17 protein-coding genes are annotated in these 17,726 nt (G+C 73.0%); 6 read left to right on the forward strand and 11 right to left on the reverse strand.

The genetic code is table 11. From position 1 onward, the window contains the following. Positions 1 to 59: 59 nt before the first annotated feature. The 6 genes from ACFWY5_RS40215 to ACFWY5_RS40240 are packed head-to-tail and all read right to left on the reverse strand — an operon-like array spanning position 60 to position 6,648. Positions 60 to 1,457 (reverse strand): M24 family metallopeptidase, encoded by a 1,398-nt coding sequence (locus ACFWY5_RS40215; protein ID WP_379637948.1) that lies wholly within the window; start codon positions 1,455 to 1,457, stop codon positions 60 to 62. Further along, positions 1,454 to 2,362: an ABC transporter ATP-binding protein gene (locus tag ACFWY5_RS40220; RefSeq protein WP_379637949.1), complete on the reverse strand. Its 909-nt coding sequence runs from the start codon at positions 2,360 to 2,362 to the stop codon at positions 1,454 to 1,456. The genes ACFWY5_RS40215 and ACFWY5_RS40220 overlap by 4 nt, the downstream gene beginning before the upstream one ends. Then, on the reverse strand, positions 2,359 to 3,150 hold the full coding sequence (locus tag ACFWY5_RS40225) for an ABC transporter ATP-binding protein (RefSeq protein ID WP_379616889.1): 792 nt from the start codon (positions 3,148 to 3,150) through the stop codon (positions 2,359 to 2,361). The genes ACFWY5_RS40220 and ACFWY5_RS40225 overlap by 4 nt, the downstream gene beginning before the upstream one ends. Next, positions 3,147 to 4,028: an ABC transporter permease gene (locus ACFWY5_RS40230; protein WP_379616891.1), complete on the reverse strand. Its 882-nt coding sequence runs from the start codon at positions 4,026 to 4,028 to the stop codon at positions 3,147 to 3,149. The genes ACFWY5_RS40225 and ACFWY5_RS40230 overlap by 4 nt, the downstream gene beginning before the upstream one ends. After that, positions 4,025 to 5,071, reverse strand: a complete 1,047-nt coding sequence (locus ACFWY5_RS40235) for an ABC transporter permease (protein ID WP_379637950.1) — start codon at positions 5,069 to 5,071, stop codon at positions 4,025 to 4,027. Before ACFWY5_RS40235 ends, ACFWY5_RS40230 begins: the two co-directional genes overlap by 4 nt. Further along, the gene (locus ACFWY5_RS40240) at positions 5,068 to 6,648 is read right to left on the reverse strand and encodes an ABC transporter substrate-binding protein (protein WP_379637951.1); all 1,581 of its coding nucleotides are present in this window, start codon (positions 6,646 to 6,648) and stop codon (positions 5,068 to 5,070) included. Before ACFWY5_RS40240 ends, ACFWY5_RS40235 begins: the two co-directional genes overlap by 4 nt. Positions 6,649 to 6,784: 136 nt before the next feature. On the opposite strand from ACFWY5_RS40240, the gene ACFWY5_RS40245 reads away from it, so the two are divergent. Continuing rightward, a complete protein-coding gene (locus ACFWY5_RS40245) occupies positions 6,785 to 7,378 on the forward strand; it encodes an Lrp/AsnC family transcriptional regulator (protein ID WP_246509277.1) in 594 nt (197 codons plus the stop codon). A 2-nt stretch (positions 7,379 to 7,380) separates the two neighbouring features. Here the strand turns inward: ACFWY5_RS40245 and ACFWY5_RS40250 are convergent, their stop codons facing one another. Continuing rightward, positions 7,381 to 8,595, reverse strand: coding sequence for a glycosyltransferase (locus tag ACFWY5_RS40250; RefSeq protein WP_379637952.1), 1,215 nt, complete (start codon positions 8,593 to 8,595; stop codon positions 7,381 to 7,383). A gap of 63 nt (positions 8,596 to 8,658) precedes the next feature. On the opposite strand from ACFWY5_RS40250, the gene ACFWY5_RS40255 reads away from it, so the two are divergent. Further along, on the forward strand, positions 8,659 to 9,153 hold the full coding sequence (locus ACFWY5_RS40255; RefSeq protein WP_379616899.1) for an ion channel: 495 nt from the start codon (positions 8,659 to 8,661) through the stop codon (positions 9,151 to 9,153). On the opposite strand, the gene ACFWY5_RS40260 is transcribed toward ACFWY5_RS40255, so the two are convergent. After that, positions 9,150 to 10,037, reverse strand: a complete 888-nt coding sequence (locus ACFWY5_RS40260) for a multiprotein-bridging factor 1 family protein (protein WP_379616901.1) — start codon at positions 10,035 to 10,037, stop codon at positions 9,150 to 9,152. The genes ACFWY5_RS40255 and ACFWY5_RS40260 overlap by 4 nt on opposite strands. A gap of 53 nt (positions 10,038 to 10,090) precedes the next feature. Beyond that, on the reverse strand, positions 10,091 to 11,368 hold the full coding sequence (locus ACFWY5_RS40265) for a proprotein convertase P-domain-containing protein (protein WP_379637953.1): 1,278 nt from the start codon (positions 11,366 to 11,368) through the stop codon (positions 10,091 to 10,093). A 298-nt stretch (positions 11,369 to 11,666) separates the two neighbouring features. Here ACFWY5_RS40265 and ACFWY5_RS40270 point away from each other — a divergent pair, with 298 nt between their 5' ends. Both ACFWY5_RS40270 and ACFWY5_RS40275 read left to right on the forward strand, forming a co-directional pair. After that, positions 11,667 to 13,643, forward strand: coding sequence for a hypothetical protein (locus tag ACFWY5_RS40270; RefSeq protein ID WP_379637954.1), 1,977 nt, complete (start codon positions 11,667 to 11,669; stop codon positions 13,641 to 13,643). A gap of 51 nt (positions 13,644 to 13,694) precedes the next feature. Further along, entirely contained in the window at positions 13,695 to 14,384 is a 690-nt protein-coding gene (locus ACFWY5_RS40275) for an SDR family oxidoreductase (RefSeq protein WP_379637955.1), read from the forward strand. 4 nt (positions 14,385 to 14,388) lie between these two features. Here the strand turns inward: ACFWY5_RS40275 and ACFWY5_RS40280 are convergent, their stop codons facing one another. After that, on the reverse strand, positions 14,389 to 15,312 hold the full coding sequence (locus tag ACFWY5_RS40280; protein WP_379637956.1) for a phosphotransferase: 924 nt from the start codon (positions 15,310 to 15,312) through the stop codon (positions 14,389 to 14,391). Positions 15,313 to 15,314: 2 nt separating this feature from the next. After that, positions 15,315 to 16,070: a tRNA(His) guanylyltransferase Thg1 family protein gene (locus ACFWY5_RS40285; RefSeq protein WP_379637957.1), complete on the reverse strand. Its 756-nt coding sequence runs from the start codon at positions 16,068 to 16,070 to the stop codon at positions 15,315 to 15,317. Positions 16,071 to 16,245: 175 nt separating this feature from the next. Here ACFWY5_RS40285 and ACFWY5_RS40290 point away from each other — a divergent pair, with 175 nt between their 5' ends. Together ACFWY5_RS40290 and ACFWY5_RS40295 are read left to right on the forward strand one after the other, a co-directional pair. Continuing rightward, positions 16,246 to 17,013 (forward strand): hypothetical protein, encoded by a 768-nt coding sequence (locus ACFWY5_RS40290; RefSeq protein ID WP_379616911.1) that lies wholly within the window; start codon positions 16,246 to 16,248, stop codon positions 17,011 to 17,013. After that, positions 17,010 to 17,597 (forward strand): hypothetical protein, encoded by a 588-nt coding sequence (locus ACFWY5_RS40295; protein WP_379637958.1) that lies wholly within the window; start codon positions 17,010 to 17,012, stop codon positions 17,595 to 17,597. The genes ACFWY5_RS40290 and ACFWY5_RS40295 overlap by 4 nt, the downstream gene beginning before the upstream one ends. The last annotated feature ends 129 nt before the right edge of the window (positions 17,598 to 17,726 follow it).

Here is a 17,726-nt window from a genome sequence, read left to right on the forward strand (position 1 = left end):
CAGCGTGCCACAGGGCACCGGGAGAAAAGGCGCACCTCGGCCCCGGGTCTTGGGGGTCGTCAGCGGTCGAGCACGAGGAGGGCCGGGGGCGGGGTGGTGAGGAGGCGTGGGGCGGACTCCGTGCAGACCGCCACGTCGGCGAGGCGGGCGCCGAACAGGTCGGGGAGGTAGACGGCCGGTTCGAGGCAGAGCGCCATGCCGGGGGCCAGCGGGGTGGGGTCGGCGGGGGACAGGTGCGGCGCTTCGTCGTCGGCCAGGCCCACGCCTCTGCCGTAGTGGCCGGCGGCGAACTGGCCGTAGCCGGACTCCTCGATCATCGACTGGGCGGACCTGGCGACGGAGGCGGCGGGGAGGGCCTGCCGTACACCGTCGAGGGCGGCGCTTTGAGCGGCGAGGACCACCGAGTACAGGGCGTCGAAGTCCTCCGGCGGCTCGGCCACCGCGAGAGCCCTGGCCACCTCGGCGCAGTAGCCGTCCCACCGCCCGCGCACGGCGACCTGGAGCGCGTCGCCCGGATTGATCACCCGGTCGGTCGGGCGGTGCGCGGGGACCGCGGTGTGCTCCCCGGCCGCCACCTGAACGCCCAGGATCTCCTCGCAGCCGCTCTCCAGCATCGCGACCCGCAGGTGGCGGGCCATGGCGCGTTCCGTGGCCCCGAACCACCGCCACTCCCGAGCCCGCGCCACCACCCCGTCCGCCGCCGCGGCCGCCGTGGCGATCGCGTCGAGCTCGCCCGCGTCCTTCCGCAACCTCAGAGGCGCGAGTACGGCTCCCGCCGGCACGAGCTCGGCGTCCACCGACAGTCCGAACAGCTCCCGCACCCGCATCTCCGGATCCACCCCGACCCGGCGGGCGGCGGCCGGGATGAGCGCACCGGGGGTGGTGGTCTCGGCGTAGTCGTCCCGCGTGACCACCAGGAACCCCTCGCCCCGCCCGCCCAGGAACCGGAAGTCGGGCGAGGGCCGCAGCACCAGCGCGTCCACCTCGGCCGCGGTCATGGCGGCCCGCACCGCCTCCACCCGCTCAGCCGGCCCCGCGCCTTGCCCGTCCTGCCTGGGCCCGCACACGACAGGCCGGTCCTGCCTCTGCCCACGGTCCTGGCTCAGCCCGCTCGCGGGTGGCTGGTCCTGGTCGTGTCCGCTCGCCGGAAGCGCGTCGCCGGGTGGCTGGTCCTGATCGTGTCCGCTCGCCCGAAGTGCGTCGCCGGGCGGGCCGTCCTCGGGAAGTCCGCGCGGGGCGGGCACATCCCTGACCAGGCCACCAGCAGCCGAACCACCCTCGGCGGGCGTGTCCTTGGCCCGGCAGCCTGCAGCCTGACCGCCTTCCCCCTGACGGGGCTTGGCCGTGGCCTCGGGGGAGCTGGAGGGGTGCGGGGTGGCGGCCGAGGGGTCGAAGCCCGGGGTGCCGGACCCCGGACGGCCGGAACCGAAGGGGCCGGGGTCGGGTGTGGGGGTCACGTGGGCTCGTGGAGCCAGCAGGCGACCGGGCCGAAGTCCGGCTCCTTGTCGCGGCAGACGTCCATCACGTGCGGGCAGCGCGGGTTGAAGCGGCAGCCTCCCGGCGGGCTGGCCGGGTCGGGGACGTCGCCGGGCAGCTCCGCCGGCAGCGTGCCCTGGCCGTCGGGCAGGGGGATCGCGTTCAGGAGGGCCTGGGTGTAGGGGTGGCGGGGGTTGTCCCACACCTCGGCGGTCCCGCCGACCTCGACGATCTTGCCCAGGTACATGACGGCGATCCGGTCGGCGATCAGGCGTACGACGGACAGGTCGTGACTGATGAACAGCAGCCCGGCCCCCGACTCCACGGCCAGGTCGCGCATCAGGCGGGCCACCTGCGACTGCGCCGAGGCGTCCAGGGCGGAGATGGGCTCGTCGCCGATGAGCAGGCGGGGCTCGGCGGCCAGCGCGCGGGCGATGGCGATGCGCTGCCGCTGCCCGCCGGAGAACTCGTGCGGATGGCGATCGGTGAACTCTCTCGGCAGTCCCACGCGTTCGAGCAGGTCGGCCGGGGTGGCGGTGCTGCCGCGCGCCACCCGCAGGCCGTCGGCGATCTGGTCGCCCACGCGCCGGCGCGGGTTGAGGGAGGCGTACGGGTCCTGGAAGACCATCTGAATCCCGGTCAGCGTACGGCGCCGCAGCCCGAGCGGCGTCACCGGCTGCCCCTCGAACCGGATGGCGCCCTCGGTCACCGGGTTCAGCCCGCAGACGGCTCTGGCCAGCGTCGACTTGCCGCATCCCGACTCGCCCACGAGGCCGACGACCTCACCGGCGCGCACCGTGAGGCTGGCCCCGGCGACCGCGCGGACGACGGGACGGCCGGGGGAGCGGTGCTCGACGACCAGGTCGTCGATGGTGAGCAGGCTCATGAGCGCTCCTCGTCGGGTGCGGGGGCGAGCGGACTCTCGGGCAGGGAGGCCAGGAGGGAGCGGGTGTAGGGGTGGTCGGGGGTGCGCAGGACGTGGGAGCGGGGCCCGCTCTCCACGATCAGGCCGTCCTTCATGACGCTGACCTCGTCGGCCACCGCGGACATCACCCCGAGGTCGTGGGTGACCAGCAGCACGGCCAGCCCCAGCTCGTCGCACAGCCCGCGCAGCAGCCGCAGGATGCCGGCCTGGACGGTCACGTCGAGCGCCGTGGTCGGCTCGTCGGCGATCAGCACCCGGGGCGAGCAGGCCAGCGCGATCGCGATGGCGATGCGCTGCCGCATGCCGCCGGAGAACTGGTGGGGGTAGCGACCGTACGCCTCGTCGGCGCCGGGGATGCGGACCTTGCCGAGCAGTTCGACGGCCCGCGCCCGCGCCTCGGCCTTGCCCAGCCCGAGGTGGTGGCGCATGTGCTCGGTGAGCTGCCTGCCGACGGTGAGCATGGGGTGCAGGCTGGTGGCGGGGTCCTGGAAGACCATGGCGACCTCGCCGCCGCGTACCTTGTTGAGCTCTTTGGCGGACAGTTCGAGCAGGTTGCGGCCGTTGTGGACGATCGAGCCCGTCGCGCTCGCGCCGTGCGGGAGCAGGCCGAGGGCGGCCAGGCCGGTCATGGTCTTGCCGGAGCCCGACTCGCCGGCCAGGCCGTGGACGCGGCCCTCGCGCAGGGTGACGGAGACGCCCTTGAGGATCTGCCGTCCGTGGATGTCCACCTTCAGGTCGGTGATCTTCACAGTGCGCGCTCCTTGATGGCGCGGGCCGTACGCGGGTCGAGGGCGTCGCGCAGGGTGTCGCCGAGGAAGTTGAAGGCCAGCACCACGGTCAGAATGGCGAGACCGGGGAAGGTCGCCACCCACCAGGAGTCGAAGACCTCCACGCCCGAGGCGACCATCGCGCCCCACTCGGGCGAGGGCGGCTTCGCGCCGAGGCCCAGGAAGCTGAGTCCGGACAGGAGCAGCAGCGCGGTGCCGATGTCGAGCGTGGCCAGCACCAGGACGGGGCCGGTCACGTTGGGCAGCACGTCCACGCGCAGCGAGCGCCAGGGCGAGAAGCCGAGCAGCCGCCCGCTGAGCACGAACTCCCGCTCGCGCACGCCGAGCACGAGGCCGCGGGTGACGCGGGCGTAGGCGGGCCAGGCCACCACGAGTACGGCCAGCACCGCGTTGGTCAGGCTGGCCCCGAGCGCCGCGGCCACGACCATGGCCAGGATGACCGTGGGGAAGGCGAAGACCAGGTCGGCGATCCGCATGATGGTCTCACCCACCCACCTGCCGAAATATCCGGCGGCGGCGCCGAGCAACCCGCCGACCAGCACGCTCATGGCCACCAGGAGCAGGGTGAGCGGGATGGAGACGCGGGCGCCGTACATGACGCGGCTGAGGATGTCGCGGCCGAGCTGGTCGGTCCCGAACCAGTGCCCGGGGCCCGGCTCGGCCAGGCGGGGCAGGTCCTGCGCGAGCGGGTCGTGCGGGGCCAGGAACGGCGCGGCCAGCGCGATGACCAGCCAGGCCACCGCGATGACGGCCCCGGCGACGGCCAGCGGCTGCCGCCACGCCTCGGGCACGCGCCGCCTGCGGGGCGCGAGCGGGTCACGCCTCAGAGCACGCCTCATTGCAGCCTCACTCGCGGGTCGATGATCCCGTACAAGACGTCCACGATCAGGTTGATGACCAGGTACACGACGCCGACCACCAGGCCGACGCCCATCACCGCGGGCAGGTCGAGTGAAGTCGCGCTCTTGTACGCGTACTGGCCGACCCCCGGCCAGGCGAAGATCGCCTCGACCAGCACGGTCCCGGACAACAGCGAGCCGAACGCCAGACCGGCCACGGTGATGATGGGCACCAGGGCCGAGCGCAGGACGTAACGGAACAGGACCGTCCGCCCGGGCAGCCCCTTGGCCCGCGCGGCGCGCACGTAGTCCTGGCCCAGAACCTCCAGCACCGCGCTGCGGGTGAAGCGGGTCAGCAGCCCGATCGTGTAGAGGGCCAGCACCAGCGCCGGGGTGATGAGGTGGCCGGCGGCGCTGGCGAAGACGTCCCACTGCCCGGTCAGCGCCGCATCGAGCGTGTGCAGGCCGGTGATCGGCCCCGGCGCGGTCATGCCGGGGTCGATGCGGCCGCTGCCCGGGGTGAGCTGCAGGCGGTAGAAGAAGACGTAGAAGGCCAGCAGCGCCAGCCAGAACGTCGGCACCGAGATGCCGATCAGGCTCAGCACCCGCAGCAGGTGGTCGGGCAGCCGGTCGCGGCGCAGGGCCGCCACGACGCCGAACGCCACGCCCAGCACCAGCGAGATCAGGATCGCCGCCCCGGCCAGCTCCAGCGTCGCCGGGACGAACTCGGCGAGGTCGTCGCTGACCGGGCGGTGGCTCTGCTGGCTGGTGCCCAGGTCGCCCTGGAGGATGCCCCGCAGGTGCAGCAGGTACTGCTCCGGCAGCGGCTTGTCCAGGCCGTGCTCGGCCTTCCACTGGGCGACGATCGCCGGGTCGCCGAGCGCCCGCTGGCCCAGGTTGGCGGCGACGGGGTCGCCGGGCACCATGTTGGTCAGGACGAAAGTGACCAGCGTGATCCCCCAGGCCAGCAGCAGGGCGATGAGGATCCGGCGGATCAGGAACCGGGCCAGGGGGTGCCTGGCCCGGGTGCCGGTGGCCTTCACTTCACGCCGAGGTCGGCCACGTCGACGGTCCAGACCGGGTGGTACTCCAGGCCGGTCACCGTGGCGGCGGTCACGATGTTCTGGCTCGGCTGGATCAGCGGGACGAACGGGCCGCCCGCGTTGAGCTTGGTCTGGACGTCGTGGTAGACGGTCTTGCGGGCGTCGTCGCCGATGGTGGCCGCCGCCTTCTCGCCGGCCGCCTCGATCTCCTTGGCCGCGCCGGGCTTCCATCCGGCGCGCAGGCCGACCGTCTTGCCGGGCAGGAAGGCCAGGTAGTCGCTGGGGTCCGGGTAGTCAGGGCCCCAGTACCACAGGCCCATCTCCTCCTTGCCGTTGCGGTAGTTGTCCAGGGCGGTGGCGACCGGCGCGGGGGCCAGTTCGACCGTGATGCCGACCTCCTTGAGGTTGGCCTGGATGCGCTCGGCCAGCGGCTGGAAGGACAGGCCGTTGACGGTCAGCTCGCTCGGGTACTCCAGCTTGACGCTCGGGTTGGACAGCCCGCTGGCGGCCAGCGCGGCCTTGGCGCCCTCGACGTCCCGCTTGGCGGCCTGGTCGGCGGGCAGCGCGCCGAGCAGCTGCGACGGGATCACGCCCGGCGCCTGGGTCGAGCCCTCGCCGGCCAGCTCCAGCAGGCCCGCGTAGTCGACGCCCTTGCGCACGGCCTCGACGAACTTGGCGTTCGTGGTGGTCTTGCTGATCTCGGAGTTCTGGTTGGCCAGCAGGAAGATGACGTTGGCCGAGGCGGTCTTCTTGACCTGCAGCGTGTTCGGCATGCCGGTGACCTGGTCGCCGGACAGGTTGAGCGCCACCTGGCTGTCGCCGCGCTGGACGTTCAGCTTCTGCGTGGCCGCCTCGACGTTGCGGATGACGACCTTGTCGTAGGCGGGCTTGGTCCCGTAGTACTTCGGGTTGGCCTTGAGGACGACCTGGCTGCTGACGTTGAAGGACTCGATCGCGTACGGGCCGGAGCCGAGCGAGGCCGAGTTGAGGTACTGCTCCGCCTTGTCCTTGGCGTCGGCGGTAGCGCCGTGCTGCTGGGCGACCTTGCTGTTGATGATCCCGAGCGCCGGGTTCGGCAGGATGAACGGCAGCGCCGGGTTGGCCGCCTTCGACGTCAGCTTGATCGTCGAGTCGCCGTCCTTGGCCACCTCCACGCCGTCCAGCAGGAACGACGGGGTGCCCTTCATGTCGCGCACGCGGGTCAGCGAGAAGACCACGTCGTCGGCGGTGACCGGGGAGCCGTCGGCGAAGACCGCGCCCTGCTTCAGCTTGAGCGTGAGCGTCTTGCCGTCCTGCGACAGCTCGTACGACTCGGCCAGCGCCGGGACGGGCTTGGTCACATCGGCGCCGTCGAAGGTGAGAAGCGTCTCGTAGGCCGCCTTGCCGATGATGAGGCCGGTCGGCTCGTAGGTGCGGCCCGGGTCGCCGGTCTTGAGGTCGAAGGAGGTGTCGATGACGAGGGTCTTGCCGGCTGCGGTGCCACCGGCAGCGGGGGTCTTGGAGCCGCCGCTTCCGCAGGCGGCGAGGGCGAGTGCACCGGCGAGCAGTACAGCCGCCGTCTGCGAGCGGGTCGCCATGGGTCCTCCAGATATTCTGTGAAAGTTGTCGTGGATTGTCCGGCAGAACGTCCAGCCCGTGTCACGTCGGTGAGACGGTTTGTCGAGGAGTGTGGTACTGATGGCGGAAATTTCCAGAAATGGTGGAGAGAGTGGGTTGCGCTCTGGACGGATCGGCATCGGCCTTGAGCTGGACGCCGTCCATTTGAAGATCCTGCAGGTCCTGCGCGAGAACGGCCGCATCTCGGTCGCCGCGCTGGCCGAGCGGGTGGGCATCTCGCGGGCGAACGCCTACACCCGCTTCGAGGCCCTGCGCGCCGACGGCGCCATCAAGCGCTTCACCGCCGAGATCGATCATGTCAGGGCCGGGCTCGGCATCACCGCGCTCATCTTCGTGACCGTGCGCCAGCAGATGTGGAAGCAGTTCCGCGCGGAACTGGCCCGGATGCCGGAGGTGGAGTACTGCGCCATCACCACCGGGCAGCACGACGCCATGATCCAGGTGCGGGTCTCCGACGTGGCCGAGGTGCACACGCTCGTTACCGACCGCCTGGCCGGCATCCCCGCGGTCAAGGCCACGGAGACCGTCTTCATCCTGGACGAGGTGCTCAAGCGGCCGTACGTGCTACCCAGCGACGGGCCCCGCCCGCAGCGCCGCCAGGCTCCCGACCCGAGCCCGGCCGAGGTGCCGCTGGGCAAGATGCGCTTCGTCGGCGCCGCCGAGGGCCGCGCCGCCCTCCGGAAGGAATGAACCTAGCGGGCCGCGAGGGCCTCGATGCGGGAGACCGCCTCGGCCACGCCGTCCTCCGCGGCCACGTCGGCGGCGACGGCGCCCGCCGTACCGGAGAGCTCCAGGGCTGAGGCGAACGCGGCGGCCACCTCCGGCGCGCGCGGCCGTCCCCGCAGCGGCGGGGGCGCGACGCCCAGCCGGTGCAGGCGGTCGGCCCAGAACGGCTGGTCGCCGAGGAAAGGGCGGACGACCTGCGGAATCCCGGCGCGCAGGGCCGCCGCGACGGTTCCGATGCCGCCGTGGTGCAGGGCCAGGGCCACGCGCGGCAGCAGCCAGTCGTGCGGCGCCTCCTCGATCACCAGGACGTCCTCCGCGTCCTCGCCGGGGCGCAGGCCGCCCCAGCCCGTCGCCAGGATCGCCCGCCGCCCGGCCAGCCGCGCCGCCTCCACGACGGTCGCCGCGAGACCGCGCGGATCACGCCCCGCCATGCTGCCGAACCCCGCGTAGACCGGTGGCGGTCCCTCCTCCAGGAACGCGGCCAGCCGCTCTGGCGGGGTCCAGTCACCGGCGGCGGGCAGGGTCCAGAAGCCGATCGGATCCGCCCGCGGGGGCCAGTCGGCCGGCGCCGGCAGCAGGCGCGGGCTCCACGCGTGCAGCACCGGCCCGGCCGCGATCAGCTCCGCCGCCGGGCGGAAACCCTCGCACAGGCCCAGGACCTCCGTCCGCCACGTGCGCACCACCGAGCGGTAGGGCGCCTCGACCGCCGCCGCGACCCGCCAGGTGGCCCGGTTGACGGCGGGCGGCAGCCGTACCGGGAGGATGGGGGAGGCGAAGGCGGCGGTCGGCACGTACAGCGGCAGCAGCAGCCCGGCCAGCGACGGAATCCCGGCCTTCTCCGCCAGATAGGGTCCGCCGAGGGCCTTCGGGTGGTAGACGATCACGTCGAGGCCCGGCTCGATCAGCGCGGCCTCCTCATCCAGCACCCGGCGCACCATCGGCTTCACCGAGCGCGCCGCCGTGATGGCCGCGCCCGCCCCCTGCCCCTTGACCTGGTCCTGAAGGTCGAGCATCTCGTCGGGCAGCGGCCGGAAGGCGATCCCGAACGGCGCCGCCAGCGACCCGAAACGCCGCGGCCCCGCCACGACCGGCTCGTGCCCGGCGGCCAGCAGCCCGCGCGCCAGCGCGACGTACGGCTGCACGTCGCCCCGGCTGCCCATCGTGAGCAGGAGCACCTTCACGTTTTCCCACTACCCCGGCGTGTCCCGCCCGAAGCCGGAGCCACCGTGCGGTCACAGTGAGTCATGGCCGATCGCCGCCGGTTGCTGACCGGCCTGCAGCACCTGGCCGTCATGGCCGGACTCGTCGCCCTCTACTACCTGGTCCCGCTGGGCGACGGCTCCAACGTGGCGCGGCTCGGGGTCGCGGCCGGGCTGTTCATGCTCGGCGTGCTGGTGCTGGTCTGGGTGTTCGGCCGGCACACGATCGCGGTCGCCCACCACGACAAGCAGGCCAGGCTGCGCACGCTCCTGCTGCTGCTGTACGTGGTCACGATCTTCTTCGCCCTCGGCTACCTCATGGTGGCCACGATCGACCCGGCCCAGTTCGCCGGCCTGCGCACACGCACGGACGCCCTGTACTTCACCGTCTCCACCATCGCCACCGTCGGCTTCGGCGACGTGCACGCGGTCGGGCAACTGGCCCGCGCGCTGGTCGCCACGCAGATCATCTTCGACCTGGTCATCCTCGCGTCCCTGGTCGGCGCCTACCGCGCCGCCATGACCCGCGAGGAACACTAGGCCCACTCCCACCGGACGCCGTGCACGCCGGGCCGTACCTCGACGTCGGCGATGTGCACCGAGTCCCAGCCGCTCAGCCGTAACTCGCCCACGTCGGCGGGCGGGGTCGCGGTCGTCGGCTGGTGCGTGCGGAAGCAGCGCACCGGCGTCGTCCCCGGCGCGAACTGCACGGTCAGCAGGTACGCGTGCGCGGGGAAGCGGAACCAGCGGTTGTAGAACAGCGCCTGCGGCCCGCGTTTCCTGTAGCGGAACTCGTACTCCACCACATAGGTCTCCCCGGCCGCCAGAGGCCGGTCGAACAGCAGTTCCAGCGCGGTCAGCCCGGCGGGCTCGTCCTTCTTGACCCGGCCCAGCCGGCAGAAGGACGCCGAGAAGTCCTCGGGCAGGTGCGAGCGCTCGTTGTAGTGGATGGCCACGTGCCGGTCCACGCCGTCCGAGCGGGCCTGGAAGACCGCCCGGGTGCGCACCGAGCGCTCGTCGCGGTCCGTCCCCGTGGTGATGTGGTCGTGGTAGGACAGCAGCGCGAGCTGTCCGTCGGTGACGTTCTTGATCTCGCCGAGAAGCCGCTGCAGGCTCCCCGCTTCAGGGCACAGATCGCGGTACGGCACCGCGCCCGGCACATGGCTCACCCAGCGTCCCCTCGGCCTGGGCGGACCCAGGCTGGCGATGAGGGTGTCACCCGGCAGGGCGAGGATCTCCTCCAGCGCGTGGAGCGCCCGGAGCGACTGCGATCGCTCCGGGCGGCACTTCCCGCGCTGCCAGTTGCTGAGGCTGGCCAGGCTGACCTTGATGCCGCGCTGGGACAGGCGGGCGTGCAGGCGCTCCAGGCTGAGTCCGCGCGCGGTGATCGCGTCACGGAGAAGGCGGTCGAAATGCTGCTCCATCGGGACAACTCCCCTGTTTCAGGAGTGATCAGCCCGAATTTACAGCGCATATGTCAGAAAGTCAGGCTCCAGGCGTCGATGTAGCCCGAGTGGTTGGAGTCGACGTCCTTGACCCGTAGCCGCCAGGTGCCGTTCGCGGGCGAGTCGGCGGCGTTCTTCGTGTACGTCTCGTGGATGATCGTGCCGTCGTCGGCCGGCGCCGGATCGCGCAGCCGGTAGACCACGCCGGTCGGGCCGACGAGGTCGAGCTGCAGGTCACCGCGCCAGCCGTGGTGCACGTCGGCGTAGACGCTGAGCGTGGCGGGCGCGTTGCCCGGCACGCCGGTGACCGTGATCGGGGACTCGCCCTGGCCCAGGTCGGCGACGTCGACGTTGGCCGCGTTCTCGAACGTGCGGCCGCCGGGGGTCTCCGGGCCGTAGTTCTGGATCCAGTCGCCGACGTAACGGGTGGTGGTGCCTCTGCGGGCGCCGCCGCCGTACGCGCCGGAGCCCTCGAAGTAGGTCCAGCCGCCGATGGTCTTGTCCTGCAGCGGGACCCACGAGGAGCCGCTCTTCAGCGCGAAGTGCACGTGGTTGCTGCCCGCCGAGCCGCCGCAGGGGATGCGGGTGCTGGTCAGGCCGAGGTAGTCGCCCATCTTGAGCTGGGTGCCGTTGGGGCGGATCTCGTTGAGCAGGTGGTAGTACTCGGTGGTCCAGCCGTTGTCGTGGATGATGCGGATGTGCCCGCCGTTGGAGCAGACCCAGTAGGCGCGGCCGGACTGCGCGGCGAGCACGCTGCGGTCGCTGGCCCGGCTGTCGAGGTCGATCGAGCTCCACGGCCTGGGCTGGCCCGACCAGCCGTGCGGTCCGCCGATGATCTTCCAGGAGGCGCCCTGCTGGTAGGGCAGGGACAGGCCGGTGGGGGCGGCCTGGGTCTGGGCCCTGGCGTTGCCGGCGAAGGTACGCTTCTCGCCGTCGCTGACCACGGACGTGGGCGCCCGCTGCGCCAGGGCGGCGAACTCGGGCGTGCCGTCCAGGCCGGCCTTCCATCCGGCGGCGGTGCGCTGGGCGACGAACAGCCAGCCCTCGGGGTAGGCGCCCTCGACGTTGGGCGCCTTGATCACCGAGGAGCCGAACACCCAGTCGCCCCGTGGGCTGCGGCGCTGCACGTTGACTTCGGTGCCGGCGCCGGCGGCGGCGAGTCGGGATCCGTCGGCCTGGCTGCGGGCGGTCATGAGCTGGACGACGGTCGAGTCGAGGTCAGGCTGGGAGGCTGAGGGGGCCGCCGCGCCCATGGACGCGGCGGAAAGGACGATGACTGCGAAAACGGTGGATAAACGGCGGTGCCTCATCGAAGGCTCTCCTTCTCACTCCGGAGGCGGTCTCTCGCCGTGTACCGTCCACCAGTCCGCGGCAGGGCAACAACCACCCGCTGGGGCGGCCGCCCCAATACGCTGATAAATCCGCCTTCAACGCTGAAGACGGCTTGTGTTCTGGCAGGTCGGCGGCATGAGCTGTTACTGGGGGATTGAAGTTTCAGCGTTGAGGCCGCCGGCGGAGATTTCCTGATAACGCCCTCACGGCCGCAATGCCTGCCGTACCTTCCTAGTCACGATATGCAGGCATGCGGACACGGACGGTGAAGTTGTGATGCGGCGGTCCATACGGGGGAACCGGATCCTCGCCAAGCCCTACCGGGACCTGGTCCTGCTCGGCTACCTCGCCCTGCCCGCGACCGGCGGCGAGGACCGCCGCCTGGCCTGGGCGCACCGGCTGGCCGCCGCCGCCGTCGCCCGCCACGGCAGGCTGGACGAGGCCGGCCTGCGCCGCGTGTTCCTGCGCAGGGTGCTGCGGCTGCGCCTCATGCCGTGGTCGGGGCGGCTCGGGCCGGTCGAGGTGGTGCCCGTCGTGGTGTCCAGGTCCGACGTCGCGCTCCTGCGCGAGCTCAACGGCCTCACCGGGGCGGGCCGTGCCGCCTACGCGATGCTCCTGCTGGAGGGCCGCCCGGCCGCCGAGGTGGTGGAGATCCTCGCGGGCGCCGGAGCCGCCGACCCCGGCGGCGCGCTGGCCGAGGCGAGGGCGGTGGAGCGGGCGCACGGCACCCTCGCCCTGGACCCGACCGTCGCCCGCGTCTACGGCCGCCCGCTGCGCCGCGCCCGGATCGCCTTCGCCGCCCTCCTGCTGCTCGGCGCGGTGGCCGTGGCCGCGCCCGACGTGGGCTCCGGCGGGCCGGTCAGCGCCGCGCCGCTGCGGGTCGAGCGCGCGCAGGCCGGTGCCTGGCGCGCGGGCACCGACCTCACGCTCGCCTCCTGGCCACCGCGCGGCTCACTCACCGACGACGTCGAGCTGGTACGGCGGGCCCAGCGAGCCTGGGGCTCCGGCCCCGTCCAGCTGATCTACGCGGGCGAGCTGGACGGGGTCCGGATCGTCCTGCTCCGCCGCCACGACCGGATCGCCCGCTTCACCACCATCGGCCACAACCCCACCACCGGCCAGCCCTCCACGGGCTCCACCGGCGCGCAGAGCGCTACGACCGGTCAGAGCACCCCCGCCGGTCAGGGCACCCCGGACGGGCACGGCACCCCGGACGGCACCCCGGCCGGGCAGGGCGTCACGGGCAGCAAGGGGCTTACGGGCGGACAGGGGACTTCGGGCGGCAAGGAGGCCATGGGCGCGCAGGGCGCTGCGGGCGGTCCGGGCGGGCAGGGTGCTGCGGGTGGGCAGGGTGTCACGGGCGGGCGGGAGGTTGTGGGCGGGCAGGGTGCCGACGCAGGGCGGGACGGGCTGGAGGTGTTGCCCGCGCCTCGGGTCAAGCCCGATGGCACGAGCCCGCTGAAGCTGCTCCTCACCCCGCGCGGCAGCCGTTACCTGGTGCCCCCGTGGGTGACCGAGGTGTCGGCGGCGGCCCTGTCGGGCGGGGAACCACGCTGGCGCAAGATCACTCTGAAGGACGGGGTCACCGCCCCGATCGCCCCCGATGTCACGGGATCGGCCGCCTCCGGGCAGGGGTGCTGGCGGGGGCCGGTGCTGCGGTTGCGGGCGCCGGAGATCGCGCACGGCATGCCGTACACCATGCTGGACTTCGGGAGGTTGTCGTCGGCGAGTGCCACCTACCAGCCGCCGCCACCGGCCGACGTGAACCGGTACGGGCCGTGGGAGCTGGACGCGCTGGAGGAGGGGTTCGGCGCGTGGCGGGCGCTGGGTTGCGTGCTCGACCGGCCGTCGGGGGAGATCCAGGCGGCGACGGCGTGGGAGTTCTGGGCCGGGCGGCTGCCCGAGGGGGTCGGCGGGCGGTGGATGTGCCTGCGGCTGTCCGACGCGACCGGTGGCAACTCGGTGCGGGCGGTCCTGGTCACGCGGCGCGGCGGGCGCATCGTGGGCACGGCGACCGCGGCCAGGACCGGCACCTGGGACTGCAGCCGCCTGAGCAGGGACGTGGTCGCGGGGGCGATGTGGACGGCGCCCTCCGGCAGGCGGTACTTCGTGAGCGCGGGCAGCCGCCGGGTCGTCCGGATCACGCTCGCCGGCCGCGAGAGCACCGGCCGGTACGCCGCCAAGGCCACGAGCGCGGCCCCCGCCCTGTCGGCCGTCAACGAGCACGGAGACAAGGTGCCCGTCCTGAGGTGATCCGCCGAGTGTAGAGTGAGTTGGAAATTCAAACTCACTAGGAGGGCCGCCATGACCGGACTGCCGATCGAAGGCGCGGTCGCGCTCGTGACCGGAGGCAACCGAGGGCTGGGCCGGGCGTTCACCCGGGCCCTGCTCGACAGGGGCGCGCGGACCGTCTACGCGGGCGCCCGCGACCCGCGCGCCGTCACGCAACCGGGCGTCGTGCCGGTCCGGCTCGACATCACCGACCCCGACCAGGTCGCCGCCGCGGCCACGGAGCTCGGCGACGTCACCCTCCTGATCAACAACGCCGGGATCTCCCGCACCGGCGGGCTCGTCACCGAGCCCGACGCGCGGGCCGCGCGGGCGGAGATGGAGACGAACGTCTTCGGCACGCTGGAGATGTCCAGGGCCTTCGCCCCGGTGCTGGCCCGCAACGGCGGCGGCGCGCTGGTCAACATGCTGTCGGTGCTGTCCTGGATGGTCCTGCCCCAGGCCGCCTCCTACTCCGTCTCCAAGGCGGCGGCGTGGTCGCTGACCAACGGGATTCGCCAGGAGCTGCGCGAGCAGAAGACCCTGGTCGTGGGGGTCCACGCGGCGTTCATCGACACCGACATGGCCGCCCGCGTCACCCAGCCCAAGATCAGCCCGGCCGAGGTGGCCGCGCAGGCGCTCGACGCGGTAGAGCAGGGGCGCGAAGAGGTCCTGGCCGACGTGTTCACGCGCGAGGTGAAGGCCGGGCTCTCCGCGTCCCTGTGACCGGTCAGCGGGCCACGGCCGCCACGTATTCGCGGAAACCCGCCCAGGCCGTCCTCGTGTCGGGGTCGTCCTCATGCGGGGAACGGAAGTCCTGGACGTAGATGGAGATGTCGTCCAGTTGCCAGCGCAGCCGGAAGAAGTCCATGGCCGGCTGCGCGACCTCGTGACCCGTCGCCGCCGTGTACGCCTCCCGCGCCCGGCGGCACTCGCCCAGCGCCAGCCACAGATCCCGCTCGGGCGGGGCCAGCGCCACCGTGTCCCAGTCGATCAGCAGCCGCCTGGACCCGGCGCGCAGGACGTTGCCCGGGTGCGGCTCGCCGTGCGTGATCACCGTGCCGGTGCCGTGCGCGGCCGCCTGGGCGTCGAACCCGGCCAGGACCTCGCGCAGTTTCGCCGCGCCGTGGCCGGACAGGAGGCGGCGGGCCGGTTCCGCGTACGGGCCGCCTGTCCACGGCCGGTCGAGCTCGTCCAGGGCCCGCTCCAGGGTGGCGCGGCCGGTCAGCGACGGGTCGAAGACCGGGACGCCGGTGGCGGTGCTGCCGTGGAGGTCGGCCAGCAGGGCGGCCATCGCCGTACGGTCGGAGCCGGTCTGCTCCTGGCCGAACTCGCCGGCCGTACCCTCGACGAGGGGGTAGACCGTCAGCGCGTAGTGCGGCGGGAAGGCCGCGATCGGCGCCCCGTCGCGGGCGGGCAGCGGGCGGACCACGAAGTCGAGGTCCAGGCTCGCGGCGGTGCGCATCGCGGCGGCCAGGGCGGCGAAGGAGCGGGCCGGGCGCGCGGCGGTGACGAACCAGCGGCCGTCGGCCGTCCAGTGGTGGTCGCCGAAGCCGACCGGGGCGTGGGTCAGCCGCTCGAAGGGCAGGTCCCAGTGCTCACGCAGCGCGCGCAGCAGGTCGTCGGCACGGATGTCGGCGGGAGGGTTGCGCAAGGTCACGTCCTTTCGTGCAGCAGCCGCGCGAGCAGCCGCCGGTAGTCGTCCTTCATGGGCAGTTCGCGCTCGACGCGTACGCGCCGGCGCCGGGTGATCACGTCCACGCCGCGGATGGGGTCGTGGCCGGGGTGCTCGTGGTTCTCCCACCACAGGCCGACGCCGCGGCGCTGCCAGGCGGGCAGGGCGTTGAAGTCGACGCCGTGACGGGACAGCAGCTCGTTCTTGGCCGCGACGCTGGTACGTTCCAGCGCCCTGGCGGCCTCGTGCCGGCTCTGGCCGGTGCCGCGCAGCGTCCAGTAGGACCAGCCGTTGACCGCGCAGCGGGCCGCGTCCGCCTGCCGCCACGACAGGTAGTCGATCACGTCCTCCACGTCCGCGCCCAGCCACACCCGGCTGTCGAACTGCACCGGCTCGCCCGCCCCGTGCGTGAACGCCGAGGCGGCCACCGCGGCCGAGATCGACACCAGCTTCTGCAGTCCGCGGCCGAACATCGCGAAGTCCGGCGCCAGCACCACGGAGACCTCGTCGCTCTCGGTGTAGGCGTAGCGTCCGCCGAGCTCCTCCAGCAGCGCGCGGGCCGTGTCCGCCATGATCGCCGAGAATCTCTCGTCGAACGGCTTGCCGTAGCGCCGTTCGGTATAGCGCGAGAAGTTGCGGCCGTCCACCCGCACGATCGCCCAGGCGCCGGGGTCCAGCCGGAGATCGTGGAATCGATCGCCGGCCCGCATCCGGGCTTCGAGTTCGCTGTAGTGCACACCCGAGCCTGGCACAGGATGCGGCGGCGCGGCATCCGGATTTGGCCCTGGCCGAAAAGTCCTGTTCCGTCCTGGCCGGGTCCGGCCAGTTCACCGAGATCGTCGGACACGCGGCTGCCGTACGTGATAGCTACGTGACGCACGGTAATCACGGCGATTCTCGGGAGAACAAACGATGGTGGCTTACGCGCTCGCGGTGGGGGCGGCGGTGGGCGTGGTGGCGCTCGCCGCCCTCGTGTTCAGGAAGATCGGCAAGGGCAGCGACGACAACGACCCCGGCGGTCCGTCGGTCGCGCACGCGGGCGCCATGCTGTCGGCGCTGTTCCTGATCGCGTTCGCGATCGCGATCATCGTCCCCTGGACCAAGGCCGACTCCGCCCGCCAGAACACCCAGACGGAGAGCCAGGCGGCCGTCGAGGCCTACTGGGCGGCCGACGGCCTGCCCCCCGCGACGCGCGACGCGGTCCGCTCCGGGCTGCGCGACTACGTGGGCTTCGTCGTGGACAGTGAGTGGCCGCTCATGGCCCAGGGCGCGGTCGACCCTGTCGGCGCCGAGCGGGTCGACGCGCTGCGCACGCAGGTGACCGGGCTCGCGACCAAGTCCGACGACGTGGCGGACGCGCAGGACCAGGTCCTCGCGCACGTCCAGGAGCTCGCCGCCGCGCGATCCCAGCGCGTCATCGACGCCGGGGCCACGCCGCCGAACGGCCTGCTCCTGCTGACGGCGCTGTCCGGCGTCATCGTGGTGCTGTTCCCGCTGCTGGCCGGTGCCCGGCCGCGCGGCTGGTCGGTGCTGCCGCTGATGGCGCTGGCCGGGATGCTCGGCTTCGGCATCTACCTCACCTGGGACATCATGCGCGTCTTCGACGGGCCGCTCGCGGTCGGGCCCGACGCGTTCCGCGCGGCGCTGCAGGAGTTCGCCCGCATATCCGGGGGCGTGTGACCGTGGCTCTGCCGCGCACGCCGCTGCTGGTGGCGGCGATGACCCTCGTGCTGTGCGCGGTCGCGCCAGGCGCGGCCGCCTTCTCGCCTCCGCCCGACCACGCCACGGCCAGGCACGGGCAGGACCCGGAGCCGGACTCCGAGGCCGTGGCGGGGCCGGTGGACATCTCGCTCTGCCTGGAGCTGGGGCCGGTGAGCGTGCGGCTGGGGTGCGCGCAGGAGCCGCCTCCGCCGCCACCTCCGCCGCCCTCGCCCCCCGAGCCGACGCCGGAGCCCACACCGGAGCCGACCCCGGAACCGACACCGGAGCCGACCCCCGAACCGACGCCGACGCCCGTGCGGCCCACACCCACGCCCACGCGCTCACCCGCGACCCAGCCGGTGGTCCAGCCGAGGGTCGTCGAGCGTGAGACGGCCACACCGACCCCGTCCCCCAAACCGACACCCAGCGTGCGGCGCGCCCGCGTGCGCGTCCCCGAGCCCCCGCCCCCGCGCAGAAATCCGCTGGGCACGGTGCTCCTGCTGGTGGTGCTGACCACCGCGATCGCCTCGACGACCGCCGTGGCCTTCGGCGCCTTCCGTTAGCGCCGCCGTGGGCCGCCCCCGCGCGCGGGGCGGGGCCGCCCGCGGAGCGGGGGGGGGGGAGATGGACGATTACGATTAGATACAGCGCCCCCCCCCGGCGGGGGGTGTAAACCCCCCCCCCCGGGGATT

The organism is Nonomuraea sp. NPDC059007, from assembly GCF_042740555.1.
In the GTDB taxonomy this organism is placed as follows: Bacteria; Actinomycetota; Actinomycetes; order Streptosporangiales; family Streptosporangiaceae; genus Nonomuraea.

Coding starts and splice junctions, on each gene's coding strand:
- ACFWY5_RS40220 (WP_379637949.1), bottom strand. CDS start 2,362: ATGAGCCTGCTCACCATCGACGACCTGGTCGTCGAGCACCGCTCCCCC.
- ACFWY5_RS40230 (WP_379616891.1), bottom strand. CDS start 4,028: ATGAGGCGTGCTCTGAGGCGTGACCCGCTCGCGCCCCGCAGGCGGCGC.
- ACFWY5_RS40240 (WP_379637951.1), bottom strand. CDS start 6,648: ATGGCGACCCGCTCGCAGACGGCGGCTGTACTGCTCGCCGGTGCACTC.
- ACFWY5_RS40255 (WP_379616899.1), top strand. CDS start 8,659: ATGGCCGATCGCCGCCGGTTGCTGACCGGCCTGCAGCACCTGGCCGTC.
- ACFWY5_RS40260 (WP_379616901.1), bottom strand. CDS start 10,037: ATGGAGCAGCATTTCGACCGCCTTCTCCGTGACGCGATCACCGCGCGC.
- ACFWY5_RS40265 (WP_379637953.1), bottom strand. CDS start 11,368: ATGAGGCACCGCCGTTTATCCACCGTTTTCGCAGTCATCGTCCTTTCC.
- ACFWY5_RS40270 (WP_379637954.1), top strand. CDS start 11,667: ATGCGGCGGTCCATACGGGGGAACCGGATCCTCGCCAAGCCCTACCGG.
- ACFWY5_RS40275 (WP_379637955.1), top strand. CDS start 13,695: ATGACCGGACTGCCGATCGAAGGCGCGGTCGCGCTCGTGACCGGAGGC.
- ACFWY5_RS40290 (WP_379616911.1), top strand. CDS start 16,246: ATGGTGGCTTACGCGCTCGCGGTGGGGGCGGCGGTGGGCGTGGTGGCG.